This window comes from Paenibacillus ilasis (genome assembly GCF_043195395.1).
Taxonomy (GTDB): Bacteria; Bacillota; Bacilli; order Paenibacillales; family Paenibacillaceae; genus Paenibacillus_AQ; species Paenibacillus_AQ lautus.
In genome coordinates this window covers 24873-39155 of sequence record NZ_JBHDJG010000005.1, presented here as the reverse complement: position 1 = coordinate 39155, position 14283 = coordinate 24873, and the positions used below count along the sequence as shown (strand labels likewise).

The window sequence follows — 14283 nt, the reverse complement described above, 5'->3', positions numbered from 1 at the left end:
TATGTTTTAAAAGAATGTTCCATAAATCCTATAAAAGTGGAAGATTCAAGAGGTAGAGCCTTTTTCTATAGCAATAGATCAGAGGGTTATTATAGTATAATAGTAGGAAAAGGATTTCTATCGTATAATCCGTAACGTTAAGGGAGAGGGCAATGAGAATATTAATCGTAGATGACAATCCGACTAACGTCATTATTATTCGAGAAATCTTGAAAAAGGAAAATTATCAGAATACTCTATCTGCATCTTCAGCACTGGAAATGCTGGAACATCTGGGGATTGGCGATCGCAGCCGTGAGCTGCAGCCCCGGAGAGCGGATATCGATCTGATTCTGCTCGACATGATGATGCCTGAGATGGATGGAATAGAAGCTTGCCGTATTGTACAGCAATATGAGCATTTGAAAGATATACCGATCATTATGGTCACTGCCGTCGGGGATTCCAAGAAGCTGGCGGAAGCGCTGGATGCCGGAGCCGTCGATTATGTGACGAAGCCGATCAACAAGGTGGAGCTTATGGCGCGGATTCGCTTGGCGCTCCGTTTGAAGCATGAGAAAGACTGGCATATTGAGAGGGAACAGCGGGTCCAGGCTGAATTGAAGCTTGCGGCCATGGTTCAGAATGCCGTATTGAGCTCACCAATTGAAGATGATCAGCTTGAGATTCATGCGCTGTACCAGCCTTCGGCGGAGCTTGCGGGAGATTTGTATGCATGGTACCCGCTTGGCGATGGCCGTTATGGCGTGATTCTGCTGGATATGATGGGACACGGGATTACTTCGTCCTTATTTTGCATGTTCATCGCTTCGGTTCTGAAGGACACGGTGACGACTTATGTCGAACCGGAGAAGGTGGTTCAGGAATTGAACCGCAGGTTCAATCAGTTAAACCTCGGCGAACAGCTGATACAGTACTATTTTACAGCGATCTATCTTGTTGTAGACACCCGTTTGAAGCGGGTGGATTACGTCAACGCAGGGCATCCTCCGGCTCTCTTCTTTCAGGAAAGCGGGGATGTGATGACTTTGGATCAAGGCTGCTGCCCAGTTGGGTTATTCGACCGGATCGAAGACATGGAGCCAAGAAGCTTTCAATATGAAGGTGAAGGACATTTGGTCATGTATACGGATGGCCTGCTCGAACTGGTAGAGGGCGGTCATGACGAGAAGCTGGATTATCTGAAGAAGCATTTGGGCGGCCCTCATCATTGGAGAGAAGATGAAATGAAGGAGCAATATTTTGTGGATGATCCATCGCAGGAGCGAGAGGACGATAAATGCCTGGTTTGGATATCTCTTAAAAAAGGAGAGGAAACCAATCAATGAAGCTTAGAAGCAAGTTAGTCATTGGTTTTACGACTTTGCTGGCGCTCATGCTGGTTCTGACCTTGATTGGTTATGACCGAATCAGTTATATGAACGACCAGATGGACCAGATCTATCAGGAGCGCTATCAAAAGGTACGAAACTCCAGCGCAATGCGCGGAGAAGTCAACGACATGGCACGAGAGCTTACGAATATGATATTGAGCAATGACCAGTCCACGTATGCTGTGTCCGAACAGGAACTGGAAGCGATGACAGCACGAGCTCAGTCGTATTTTAAAGCGATCCAGGAAAGTGCAAATACCGCAGAAGAGCAGCAATTGTTAGTCCGGATTGAGCGTGCGGTGAATCAATATATCGTTTATCAAAACAAGACACTGGAGCTGTTGGCGAAGAGCAACGCAACAGAGGCCAATTTGCTTCGCAATTCGACAGGACAATCTGTCCAGGAAGAGATGCTGACGAGTTTGAACGAGCTTAGCAGCTACGAGAACCAGAAGATCAATGATGATATAACAGCAGCGAAAGCGGCATATGACCGCTCTGTCCAAATGTTCATCTATATCATGGCTGGCGGATTGTTAATAGGGATGCTGGTCATTCTATGGATTCTTCCAAGCATTACCCGAGGCATCAACGTGGTCTCCATGATGTTGAAGAGCTTTGGAGAAGGCAGATTGAAGGCGATCCGTCGTATTAAAGTGACGTCTAAGGATGAGTTTGGCGATGTCGCTCGGGTATTTAAAGACCTGTCTGAAGACATTATCGAGAAGCAGCGCATCGAGGAAACCTATCTCCAGGCGCAGCGTGATCAGTCCTGGCTGAACTCGAACATGGCCAGAGTCACGGAGCTGCTGGAGGGGATCAATTCCCTGGAGGAAGTCGGTCAGCGGTTCATCAGCGAATTCACGCCGATTTTGGGTGCTCATTATGGAGCTATCTATATCCGTCAAGAAGACAAACATCCGAATAAGTTGGAGATGAAAGGTTCCTACGCCCATGAAGGCGGCGAAGAGCCGAAGATTTCCTTCATGATCGGGGAAGGGCTTGTAGGTCAAGTTGCGCTCGACAAGAAACCGATCGTACTGAAAAGCGCACCGGAGGATTACATGAAGGTGGAATCCGCATGGGGATCATCGAAGCCGGTATCCGTCATAATTTATCCGATTCTGTTTGAGAATGAAGTGATGGGTGTTATTGAGTTGGCAGCTTTTGAGGAAACAACATCACTACAGGAGCAGCTAATATCTCAGCTGAGCCAATCTCTTGGCATCATTCTCAACAATATTATAGGCCGTCTACGGGTGGAGCAGCTGCTGCGCGAATCGCAGGCCATGACCGAAGAACTTCAGGTTCAATCGGAAGAGCTGCAGACCCAGCAAGAAGAGCTTCGCCGCACCAACGAAAATCTGGAGGAGCAAACCAATGCCCTCAAGCGCTCCGAGGACTTGCTGCAGCGCCAGCAGGAAGAGTTGGAGCATTACAATACCGAGCTTGTTGCCAAGACGCGTGCGCTTGAGGAACAGGTGCAGGAAGTGGAAGAGAAGAACGATGAAATCGAGAAGGCAAGAATGCAGCTTGAGCAGCAAGCGAAGCAGCTGTCGATTACAACCAAATATAAGTCGGAGTTCATGGCCAATATGTCTCACGAGCTGCGAACCCCGCTAAACAGCCTGCTGATTTTATCACAGCTGTTGTCGGAGAATAAGGATGGAAATCTGAGCACCAAGCAGATTGAATATGCACAGACCATATATATGTCAGGCTCCGATCTGCTCAAAATGATTGATGAGATTCTCGATTTGTCTAAAGTGGATGCAGGGAAAATGGAGATTCATTATGAGGATGTTCAGCTTCCGGATATTGAAGCCTTCGTGGAGCAGAATTTTGCCGCCGTGGCATCACGCAAGCATATCGACCTCGGTGTGCACATTAGTGAAGATATTCCGCAGAGCATCGTTACGGACAGCCATCGCGTGAAACAAATTCTTCGTAATCTGTTATCGAATGCCTTCAAGTTTACCAATAGCGGCTCAGTCGAGCTGCATGTGGAGAAGGCCGACAAGGAGAAGCTTCCGCTTTATCTGAATGCCGAAGCGGATTATGTGGCCTTTGCTGTCAGAGATACCGGAATCGGTATCCCGGCTGATAAAACGGACCTGATCTTTGAAGCCTTCCAGCAGGTAGACGGCACAACCAGCCGTAAATACGGGGGAACCGGGCTTGGTTTATCCATCAGCCGCGAGCTTTCCCGTCTGCTGGGCGGGGGCATTCTGGTTGAATCGGAAGAGGGCAGGGGAAGCTGCTTCACGCTCTTCCTGCCAGCCAGTCGTCCGGATTTGGTAGAAGGTACACAGGAAGCTGCCGCAGCAATTGAGGCGCCACCGGAGCGTAATCTGATCGTACCGAAGGCAAAGATGATTACGAAAGAGGCTCAGCCATCCGTACAGGTGGATGACGATCGCAACCAGCTCGGACCGACAGATAAAGTATTGCTTATCATTGAGGATGACGTGAAGTTTGCCAGAATCCTTCTGGATATGGCCAGAGGACGCGGCTTCAAGGCCTTGGTTGCATTGCAGGGGGATATCGGTCTGGAGATGGCCAAGTCGTACAAACCGGATGCCATCATCCTGGATATCCAGCTTCCGGTCATTGACGGCTGGTCTGTCATGGGCGAGCTGAAGAGCTCCGCGGTTACGCGCCACATTCCAGTGCATGTCATTTCGGTCGTGGATGAAGTGAAGCAAGGATTAATGATGGGAGCGATCGCTTACTTGAAGAAGCCGTCATCCAGAGAAGCGCTGGAGGACGCGTTTACGCATATCGAATCCTATGCGGAAAAATCGATGAAGCATCTTCTGATTGTCGAGGATGACGACATTCAGCGGAATTCCATTATTGAATTGATTGGTCATGACGATGTATCGATTACGGCGGCATCCACAGGCGCCGAAGCGCTCAGTGAGCTGCGTAAACAGCGCTATGATTGTATGGTGCTTGATCTGATGCTGACGGACATGACAGGCTTTGAGCTGCTAGATCAGATCCGCGATGACGAGAATCTGGTGGATCTGCCGATCATTATTTATACAGGCAAGGACTTGGATTCGAAGGAAGAGATGCAGCTTCGTAAATATGCGGAGTCGATCATCATCAAAGACGTGAAATCACCGGAGCGGCTTCTGGATGAAACGACGCTGTTCCTCCATCGGGTCGAGGCTGATTTGCCGGAAGATAAACGTAAAATCCTGCAGAAGCTGCACAACAAGGAAGAGCTGTTTGAAGGCAAGAAGATTCTGCTGGTGGACGATGATATCCGCAACGTGTTTGCTCTCTCCAGCGTGCTGGAGGGATACCATATGGAAGTTACCTTTGCCGAGAACGGCCGGGAAGCCATTGAGCTGCTTCAGGATAATCCCGATTTCGATCTGGTGTTAATGGATATGATGATGCCGGAGATGGACGGGTATGAGGCGATGCGACGTTTACGCGAAATGCCGGAATTCGAGAAACTGCCGATTATTGCCCTGACAGCCAAAGCCATGAAAGAGGATCGGGCGAAGTGTATTGAAGCGGGAGCTTCCGATTATATGAAGAAGCCGATACAAACGGAGCAACTTCTTTCGCTTATGAGGGTTTGGTTGTATTCGTAAGCCGCTTTTGTGGGTAAAGTACAAGTAGCAAATAAACACGGGGAAAGCGGTGCAAGCGTAATGTCATCTAGTGACCATATGGAATCAGAACAACTGTTGTTAACAGAGGAAAGCGAACGTGAGCTGGAACAGATCGAGATTGAGCTTCTTTTGGAAGGTATTCATCGATTCTATGGTTACGATTTTCGCAATTACGCTATTCCCTCATTAAGGCGGAGAATCTGGCACCATGTTCATGCCGAGGGCGTATCCACAATCTCAGCCCTTCAGGATAAAGTACTTCACGACCGTTCTTGTTTTGAACGTCTCATATATAATTTATCGATTCCGGTTACGGAAATGTTCAGGGATCCGAAGCTGTTCCTGACATTCAGGCAGTCGGTAGTTCCATTGCTTCGTACGTATCCTTATATACGGATTTGGCATGCCGGCTGTTCGACCGGAGAAGAAGTGTATTCCATGGCCATTTTGCTTCATGAAGAGGGACTGTATGAGAAATCCCGGATTTATGCGACAGACATGAATTCACGTTCTCTCCAGCAGGCCAAGGAAGGCGTATTCGACATCAAACGCATGAAGCAGTACACCAAGAATTATTTGGAGGCGGGCGGTACCCGCTCGTTCTCCGAATACTATACGGCGAAGTACAATTCGGTTATTTTCCAACCGTTTTTGAAGAAAAATATGATATTTGCCGAGCATAATTTGGCAACAGACCGTTCCTTTAACGAGTTTAATGTGATCTTTTGCCGGAATGTCATGATTTATTTTAATGATCAGCTGCGGGATCACGTACACGGATTATTTCACGAGAGTCTAAGCCATTTTGGTATTCTCGTACTGGGTTCTAAAGAGTCCATACACTTTACGAATTATAGTGAAGCTTATGAGACGCTGGACCGGGTGGAGAAAATATACCGGAAGATTAAATAGAAGTTTTGTAGGAGGATCTCATGGGGATTCACGAACCGATTCATATTCTGTTGGTAGATGACCGCCCTGAAAACTTACTTGCACTCGAAGCTGTTCTGGACAGCGAACAATACACACTTATTAAAGCTACTTCGGGGGAAGAGGCTTTGCGATATCTCTTGAAGTATGATTTTGCCGTGATTGTTCTCGATGTACAAATGCCCGGCATGGACGGTATCGAAACAGCAAGGCTGATCAAGGCGAGAGACAAGACAAAGGATATTCCGATCATATTCATTTCCGCGAACAGCAAGGACGCGGAGCATCTTTTTGCAGGATATTCCGCGGGGGCAATCGACTATATGGTTAAACCCTTTATCCCTCAAATCTTGAAATCCAAGATCGAGGGTTTTGTCGATATGTACCGGACCAATAACAGGCTGAAGATTCAATCCATGCAATTGCACCAGAAGACCCAGGAGCTTGAAAAAATTAATCAAGAACTTGTGCTGGCCAAGGAAGAAGCGGAGATTGCCGCCAAAGCCAAAACGGAATTTCTGGCGATGATGAGTCACGAGATCCGAACGCCGATGAATGGCGTCATCGGTATGATTGACTTGCTGATGGACAGCGATCTTCAGGATGAGCAGCGGGAGTACGCAACGATTATCCGCAACAGCGCGGATGCTTTGGTTAACATCATTAATGACATTCTGGATTTCTCCAAGATGGAATCAGGCAAAATGGAGCTGGAGGAATATCCGTTTGATCTCAAGTCCTGCGTTCAGGAAGTGTTTGGTTTGTTCTCCGGAGAAGCCTCCAAGAAGAATCTGGAGCTTACGTATTACATTGAGGATCAAATTCCTGCGATCGTATTCGGTGACATGGGACGCCTTCGTCAAGTATTGGTGAATCTGGTATCCAATGCCGTGAAGTTTACGAATGAGGGCGGCGTGTATTTGGTTGTTTCGCTTACTCAAACTAAAGAGGACCGATTAACCCTTGAATTCACGGTGAAGGATACGGGAATTGGCATCTCATCCGAGAAAATCGATCGGTTGTTCAAGCCGTTCTCTCAGTTGGACTCCTCGATGACAAGGCGCTACGGCGGAACAGGACTTGGGCTTGCTATCTGTAAATCGCTCGTACAGATGATGGGCGGAGAGATCGCGGTTGACTCCAAGGAAGGCAAGGGAGCCACTTTCGTATTTACGATCTGCGTTCATACGCATGAGGAAGAGTATCACCGACTCCGGGTAGAGGAGCGTTCGGCAAAATATCGTGTGCATGGGGAGAGGCAGCCGAACATCCTGATTGTGGACGATCATCCGATTAATCGAAAGCTGATGGACAGCATGCTGGAAAAGATGGGGATGAAGGCGGATATGGCGGAGGACGGCAGGCAGGCGGTTGAGATGGTTGCCGGTCCCAAAGTCTACGACATGATCTTCATGGATTTGCAGATGCCGATAATGGATGGTCTGGAGGCAGCGCGTCTGATCCGCCAGATGAAGCCGGATGCTGAGGCTCCCGTTCTGGTTGCGATGACGGCTAATGTAATGGACGGGATTCAGAAGCGCTGTTTTGACGCGGGCATGAATGAATATATCAGCAAGCCGGTCAAAATCAGCTGTGTGAAGCACCTGATATCCCGGTATGTACCGGTAGAACCGGAAGGATGGGATATCCCCCCAAGCCCTGTTCGCATCATCAACGGTTAGCGCGGCAATCGTTTTCCATATATTAGCGTGTCCATAACCCTCTTTAACCTGTTTCAACAAGCTAGATAACGGGTTATGTAAAGGGAAAACAAATGATTGGGAGAGAGTGTCTATGAATACAAAAACGAATGATAAGTTCAATGCTAAGACCCAAATGAACGAGGGCGTATGCACGGTGTTTTTGAGCGGTGAACTTGATCTGTCCGTCGCTCCGGATTTTCGATTAGTGATGGAGCCTCTTGTCGGCAATTCCGAAGTAGACTTGATCGTCAACATGAAGGACATGACATATATTGATAGTACGGGTATTGGTATTCTTCTATCGATACTGAAAGCCAGACATGGCATGGAAGCACGCTTTGCAGTCGAGGAAGTTCCGCCGCAAATTCAAAAGCTGTTCGATATGACGGGTATTGCGAAGTTCTTTCAGTCGTAAGAAGAATTCCCAATAGGAAAGGATCGAAAAGAATGAATTCAGATGTACAAAGAGTAACGCTTAATTTGCCTGCCAGTGCTGAATACGTGGATATTGTAAGACTGAATCTCTATGGAATAGCTTCCAAGATGGGCTTTTCCTATGAAGAGATCGAAGATATGAAGGTTGCGGTGTCGGAGGCCTGTAATAACTCGGTCTTGTATGCTTATAGTCAGGAAGGCGGCATGGTAGAGGTTTTATTTCAAGTGACCAGCGAGTCGCTATCCATTACGGTCAGAGACGAAGGGGAGAGTTTCGACAGTGTGGGAGCGGTTGGCAACCGTACACTTCATGATAAAGATCTCAGCGAGGTCCAAATCGGAGGACTAGGCTTCTACCTGATGGAGGCGCTTATGGATGAAGTAAGCGTGACAAACCAGGCTGGAAAGGGAACCGAGGTTACGCTGACAAAGCGTCTCGCAAGAAGCGAGGAGCCCGTATGAGTGATAAGGCGACTCCCCAAGAGTCCAGAGATGAAGCCGTTCATTTAATTGAACAGTATCAGCAAACGAAGGATAACGATATCGCGACGGTGCTGATTAAGAAATATGAACCGATGGTCAAAATGGCGGCAGGCAAGATTGCCCGAAATCGGCCCGACCTGTATGAGGATTTGTATCAGGTTGGCCAAATGGCATTAATTCGTCTTCTGCAGCAATATGACATCAGCCTGGGGATTCCGTTTGAACCCTATGCCATGAAGAGCATGATCGGGCATATGAAGAATTTCCTCCGCGATAAATCATGGTACATTCAAGTACCAAGACGAATCAAGGAAAAGGGTGCCTTGGTTCAGCAAGCGATTGATGAACTAATGGTGAAGCTGGAGAGATCTCCCGATGTGAATGAGATCGCATCCTACCTGGATCTTTCCGTTGAGGAAACGGTTGAAGTGTTAGCCGGACGTGAATGCTATCATTATGTTTCATTGGATTCCCCTTTATCTCAGGAAGAAACCGGAGCGACGCTTGGAGAGCTGATCAGTTCGGATGTGAATGATTTTGATTCCGTTGAGAAGCGCATGGATCTTCAGCAGGCGATGAGTCAGTTGAAGGAGCAAGAGCAGAAGGTGCTATTGCTGGCATTTCAGGAGGGACAGTCCCAGAGAGCTATCGCTCAGAGGTTAGGCGTGTCGCAAATGAGTGTCTCACGTATCCAGAAGCGGGCAACGGAAAAACTGAAGCAGATCATGTCCAATTCTTCTTACTGATATGGACAAGCCTCGTAGAAACAGACGTATCGCAACATAAGGCACGCTTCCTCCATTACAGGAAAGCGTGCCTTTTTGGAACCTACGATTCGTATTTATAGAAGGGAGTGGCAAAGAAAACATGCTGGGGCCAGATGGGATGGAAGGTCAGGATATTTATACTTATGCAGGGGGATGGAAGTGGTACGATGTTCGAACGGATAACTGGCAATCCTCCTGGATCGGCGAACTTCGGACGCGCTATCCTTATACAGCCGAATGGTTTGATCTAGCTTCGACGTTAAAGGAACGAAACTACTTATCCGTCCGATTCAAGGATGGGGTGGAGCCGGTCATTATGGGAACCATGCTTTATAAGGTCACGGATGATGCCGATCATTACAAGTCGGAACAGTTCTATTTCTATACGGACGACCAAGTGCTGATTACCATCAATTTGGATGACCATACCCGAAGCGTGATGGCTAAGTCCGAAAGAGCTTCCATGCTTCATCAATGCCAAAAGCCCGTCGACGGCATGTTTGTGCTGGCTCGGGCCATTCTGCATTATTACCATGCGGGAATGGATCAATTCGAGCATAACCTGCGTCTTGTCGAAAGTGATATGCGTACGCACAACCGGAGATCCTTAATGGATAGCATTTTGTCGTCCCGGTTTGAGTTGTTGGAGTGGAGCAATCTGTTTATTCCTTTTCAGGAACTGATTGCCGCAGCAAAGGAAGGGTATCATGGCGAGTTGGATAGCAGCCGCTCGTTTCAACAGCTCCTGCATCGAGTGGAAAGAATGGAAAAGCTGATTCATCATTATGAGCGCGAAATCGATACGCTGGTATCGATAGACGATGCAATCTCTGCGTTCCGCGGTAATGAAATTATGAAGACACTGACGATTTTTACGGTCGTGCTCACACCGGCAACCGTGGTCGGAGCCATATGGGGGATGAACTTTGAAAATTTGCCCGCCATTAAGACGTTCTGGGGATTTACAGTAGTCATCGGCTTCACTTTGCTGTGGACCGGAGGCATGTACCTTTGGATGCGTGCGAAGGGATGGACGGGAGACCTGCTTCAAGTGAAGTCCAACAACAAAAATCTTTGAGGCACGAATATGCATGAATGGCAGCGAGAATGATCACAACGCCCGGTGACCTCTATAGGCACCGGGCTTTTTCATGTATTGAAGACACACTAGGATCTGGATTGATCAATATATCCTTGCAAATCGGAGATGAAATCCCCAATCATCGGTACGTTGACAAAGAAGCTGAGGATGTAACCCAGAAGACCCAGTACGAGAGCCGTACCAAGGGTTAAGCCCAACCCCCGGGCTAGGCCGGCAGTGAGGTTGGCAATGATGCGTTTCTTGGGATTCATGTAATTATCGATCATGTCCTTCATTTCGGATTTCTCCAGCGTGGCGGCGATTTTGTCCAGTCGCGTGTTCAACTTCTTCACTTCGTGCCTTAGCTCAAAGGGATGGTCCTGGACATCATCCGCCTCTTTGGAGTGCCTTTCCTTCCTTGATTCGGATTGTACTCGTTGTTCCTCGTTTCGTGTCGAACGACTGCCGCTTCGGGTCGAGAAGCTGGAGCCGGTACGATATGGGTTTGCTTTACTCATGAGATATCCCCGCTTTCCAGGCAGATGCGCCGTTTCATTTCACTTAGGAATTACTACAATGTGTATAAGAAGACGTTCACGATCTGGCACAAAAATAGCCAGCTGTGTCAGCTGGCTATTCGTGACTATACGAATTAATAATTCGTTGTCGATTTCATTTCACGGCTGACTTCGGAAGAAGTATCCATCGCTTGATCCTTCACATCTTTGGAAGCACTCGAAACCTCGCTCGACACGTCAGCCGATGCTTCCTTGACGCTGGACATAATGCTCTGGCGGCCTTCATTCACGGTGGCCATGACATCGGAGGCTTTGCTGCCCACGGTTTTGGCCAGTTCGGAGGCTTTATCGCCTACCGTGTAAGCAACTTCCTTGGTTTTATCCGACACCATGCTCAGCTTCTCGGACAAATCCCCGCGAAGCTCGCGGCCTGGCTTTGGAGCGAACAACAGAGCTGCCGCCGCTCCGACCAAGGCGCCGATGAAAGCACCTTTGAAGAATGTCGAACCGCTTTGTACTGGATATTCTTGTTCTGTGTTATTCATAACTTTCACTCCTTTTAGTTAATATAAGAAAGAATATAAACACGAGAGTCAGGCTGTGCGTCTAAACAACTTGGCAACAAGACCGAGCAGGAATACAAAGATGGCTGTACCGATGATAGCGGGCACAATAGCAAATCCGCCTATGACAGGACCCCATGCTCCGAAGAGCCACGGTCCGATCCATGCGCCTATGAAACCTGCGATCATGGAACCGATAATTCCGCCCGGCATTTCATGACCAACCAGCGCATCCCCGATAATCCCGATGATGATTGCCATCACGATGCTGATGATAATTCCCCACATACGATCGCCTCCTTTTCAGAGCAATGTGTTTCGAGTGGGCTTGCTTATCTCGTAATTAAACGTAAGGCCACACCATGAAACAGGACAGTGCAAAACGGGAGATAAATGAAATGTCCGTCCTGAATGGAACGAAGCCTGCTGTTATTTGCGGTTTTTTGTACTATACTGAATACAGATTTGCAATCATTCTCGGATGTGCGTGATGACGGGGAGATGCAAACATACAGGTTTTTCAGGGCTCAATGCGTAAGAGACGGTTAGAGAAGGAGTTAGACAACATGGATACTGTACTGGTGAAGGAATATCGGGCGGACATACTGGAGTGCGTCCACAATGGACATATATGTATTGTGAATGAACAAGGAAACGTTGAGGCTTTTGCGGGAGATCCGGATTACGTCGCATTTACGCGTTCTTCGGCCAAGCCCCTACAGGCAATTCCCTCCATTCGAGGCGGGCTGGCCGACCATTATGGACTGACCGATGAGGAAATAGCGGTCATGACCGCTTCGCATCGTGCCGAGCCGGCTCATGTAGAAGTATTGGAACGTTTTGCGCGCAAGGCGGACATCAGTGAAGCTTACATGGTTTGTGCATCCAGCTGGCCGCTGGACGAAGGAAGCAAAGAGGCTCTTCTGCGAGGGGGCGGTGATAAGAGTAAATGGTACCATAATTGCTCCGGCAAGCATTATGGGATGCTGGCCTACTGCCAGATGGCAGGGTATTCGCTAACGGGATACGATCAGCCGGAACATCCGCTGCAGCAGGAGATCCTTCGGACGGTTGCCTATTTGGCGGGATTGGCTCCTGGCGATGTCAAATTGGGAACCGACGGTTGCGGACTGCCGGTATTTGCCATGCCGCTCCGCGCTCTGGCAACAGCCTATATGAAGCTCGCCTCCCCGGACCTCATAGAGGATGGGCCGACGCAGAAGGCAGTCATCCGAATCACGAAGGCCATGCATGCAGCACCTTATATGGTAGCGGGTAAACACAAAGTGGATACCCTTCTTCTGGAAGATCATAATATTGTGGCCAAGGGCGGCTTCAAGGGCGTGTACTGTTTTGGTCTTAAGAAGGAGCGGCTCGGCATTTCTTTCAAAATTTCAGATGGCTCCGAAGAGGAGTGGGGCTGGATCACGGAGTCCATATTGGAGCAAATCGGCTATAGCAACAAACCGACCATCGAGCGTCTGAAAGCCGCATACCCTAAGGATTTATACAATGATGAAGGTCTTCAAGTAGGCAGGGTAGAAACCGGATTTAAGCTGCTCCGCGCTTAAGGACGACTGATTAGACCGGAAACCGCCGGGGTATTGAATAGTAAAAACGGCGGAGGTGACCGGCCATGATTAAGATCATGACGGCAGCGGAAAGACATACTACCCATGAAGACGGTATTCATAGTGAATTCAGCTTTTCTTTTGGTGATTATACAGATCCGCATAACGAGCATTTTGGAAGCCTGCTGGCGCATAATGAATATGTGCTCCAACCGATGGAGGGATTTGATCGAAGGTTTCATCATGACTTGGTGATTGTTCATTTGGTGCTGGAAGGCACGTTAACGTATGAAGATGATACAGGGAAGTTATTGGAGCTTGTACCCGGTTCGATTCATGTCGTGAATACAGGCTCCGGCGTGTATCATGCCGAGAGGAATGCCTCCTCTTCAGAAGACGTACGCTATCTGGAAATGTGGTTTCTCCCTGCGGAACCGGGCCTTGAGACGATACATCACCAAAGCAATTTTACAAAGGAACAGCAATTGAACCAGATGCTTCCGATCATCGGGTCAGGTAATGGTGAATCAAGCTTGCATCCATCGCTGGATGTTGTGATGTACAGCAGCATACTCGAAACGGGACAAGAACTGACGTACAGCCTGGCCGGGAACCGGAGAATGCATGTGTACGTCATAAGCGGTCATGTCGAAATATCATCGGAAGACGGCGTATTCGATATTAAAGCGGGTGACGCGGCAAGGATCCAGCGTCGTCATGAGCTGACATTCCGGGGGAACTCAAGTGAGGGGAACTCGGAAGTGGTGATGATCGATATGCCGTAGAGAAGGACAGAAAGCCCCCGGAACTTCGCTAAGATTAGCGAAGTTCCGGGGGCTTTGCTATAAAAGGGTTCTTCTTTTAGATATTCAAGGTTCTCGGGTAACGATGATTTACTGGTTCCCGCGAAGCTGCCCGAGCTCCGATACAACAGCTTCCACTTCCGATATACTCAGGTTTTGTTTATTCATGACCATATCGTACAAATCATAAATATCATCATATTGGTTAACCGAGAAGGCGGAGGCTTGCATAGCAGCTCCTGTAGCCATCCGAAGCTTGTTTTTAATCTGTTCAATCATATACTCGACATTGGCTTGGGATTTTTCACTCAAATCCATGGATTAACACCATCCTCTCATAGGCGGATTTACGATTTTCATCCCTGTATTGTAACATGTTACCGTGCGGCTCGACCAATGTTTTTGCCATCGGAGACAGAGATAG

Annotated in this window: 14 protein-coding genes; 10 read left to right on the top strand and 4 right to left on the bottom strand. The window is 48.3% G+C overall.

Going from position 1 to position 14283, the window contains the following annotated elements:
- Positions 1-152: 152 nt before the first annotated feature.
- The 8 genes from ACETK5_RS30240 (at position 153) to ACETK5_RS30205 (ending at position 10401) form a co-directional block, all read left to right on the top strand.
- Positions 153-1328, top strand: coding sequence for a PP2C family protein-serine/threonine phosphatase (locus tag ACETK5_RS30240; protein WP_326115682.1), 1176 nt, complete (start codon positions 153-155; stop codon positions 1326-1328).
- A complete protein-coding gene (locus ACETK5_RS30235) occupies positions 1325-4984 on the top strand; it encodes a response regulator (protein ID WP_100541494.1) in 3660 nt (1219 codons plus the stop codon). Before ACETK5_RS30240 ends, ACETK5_RS30235 begins: the two co-directional genes overlap by 4 nt.
- A 78-nt stretch (positions 4985-5062) precedes the next feature.
- Positions 5063-5917 carry a CheR family methyltransferase gene (locus tag ACETK5_RS30230; protein WP_394059587.1) on the top strand — a complete coding sequence of 285 codons (855 nt, stop codon included), beginning with the start codon at positions 5063-5065 and terminating at the stop codon, positions 5915-5917.
- 20 nt (positions 5918-5937) lie between these two features.
- Complete coding sequence (locus ACETK5_RS30225; protein ID WP_100541496.1) at positions 5938-7617, top strand: response regulator; 1680 nt, start codon at positions 5938-5940, stop codon at positions 7615-7617.
- Between the two features lie 112 nt (positions 7618-7729).
- Positions 7730-8053: an STAS domain-containing protein gene (locus ACETK5_RS30220; RefSeq protein ID WP_009594079.1), complete on the top strand. Its 324-nt coding sequence runs from the start codon at positions 7730-7732 to the stop codon at positions 8051-8053.
- A 32-nt stretch (positions 8054-8085) separates the two neighbouring features.
- Entirely contained in the window at positions 8086-8535 is a 450-nt protein-coding gene (gene rsbW, locus ACETK5_RS30215; protein ID WP_100541497.1) for an anti-sigma B factor RsbW, read from the top strand.
- Complete coding sequence (locus ACETK5_RS30210) at positions 8532-9302, top strand: sigma-70 family RNA polymerase sigma factor (protein ID WP_009594120.1); 771 nt, start codon at positions 8532-8534, stop codon at positions 9300-9302. Before rsbW ends, ACETK5_RS30210 begins: the two co-directional genes overlap by 4 nt.
- A gap of 121 nt (positions 9303-9423) precedes the next feature.
- Positions 9424-10401, top strand: coding sequence for a magnesium transporter CorA family protein (locus ACETK5_RS30205; RefSeq protein WP_394059583.1), 978 nt, complete (start codon positions 9424-9426; stop codon positions 10399-10401).
- 89 nt (positions 10402-10490) lie between these two features.
- On the opposite strand, the gene ACETK5_RS30200 is transcribed toward ACETK5_RS30205, so the two are convergent.
- The 3 genes from ACETK5_RS30200 to ACETK5_RS30190 form a co-directional block, all read right to left on the bottom strand.
- Positions 10491-10922 (bottom strand): DUF5665 domain-containing protein, encoded by a 432-nt coding sequence (locus ACETK5_RS30200; RefSeq protein WP_127593952.1) that lies wholly within the window; start codon positions 10920-10922, stop codon positions 10491-10493.
- Between the two features lie 134 nt (positions 10923-11056).
- Positions 11057-11467, bottom strand: a complete 411-nt coding sequence (locus ACETK5_RS30195) for a YtxH domain-containing protein (RefSeq protein WP_100541500.1) — start codon at positions 11465-11467, stop codon at positions 11057-11059.
- Between the two features lie 48 nt (positions 11468-11515).
- Entirely contained in the window at positions 11516-11773 is a 258-nt protein-coding gene (locus ACETK5_RS30190; RefSeq protein WP_394059581.1) for a GlsB/YeaQ/YmgE family stress response membrane protein, read from the bottom strand.
- Between the two features lie 278 nt (positions 11774-12051).
- Between ACETK5_RS30190 and ACETK5_RS30185 the strand changes: the two genes are divergently transcribed.
- Together ACETK5_RS30185 and ACETK5_RS30180 are read left to right on the top strand one after the other, a co-directional pair.
- Positions 12052-13056: an asparaginase gene (locus ACETK5_RS30185; RefSeq protein WP_394059579.1), complete on the top strand. Its 1005-nt coding sequence runs from the start codon at positions 12052-12054 to the stop codon at positions 13054-13056.
- A gap of 65 nt (positions 13057-13121) precedes the next feature.
- On the top strand, positions 13122-13841 hold the full coding sequence (locus ACETK5_RS30180) for a pirin family protein (RefSeq protein ID WP_326097706.1): 720 nt from the start codon (positions 13122-13124) through the stop codon (positions 13839-13841).
- A gap of 108 nt (positions 13842-13949) precedes the next feature.
- Here the strand turns inward: ACETK5_RS30180 and ACETK5_RS30175 are convergent, their stop codons facing one another.
- Complete coding sequence (locus tag ACETK5_RS30175; protein ID WP_100541503.1) at positions 13950-14177, bottom strand: DUF1128 domain-containing protein; 228 nt, start codon at positions 14175-14177, stop codon at positions 13950-13952.
- Positions 14178-14283 lie beyond the last annotated feature (106 nt).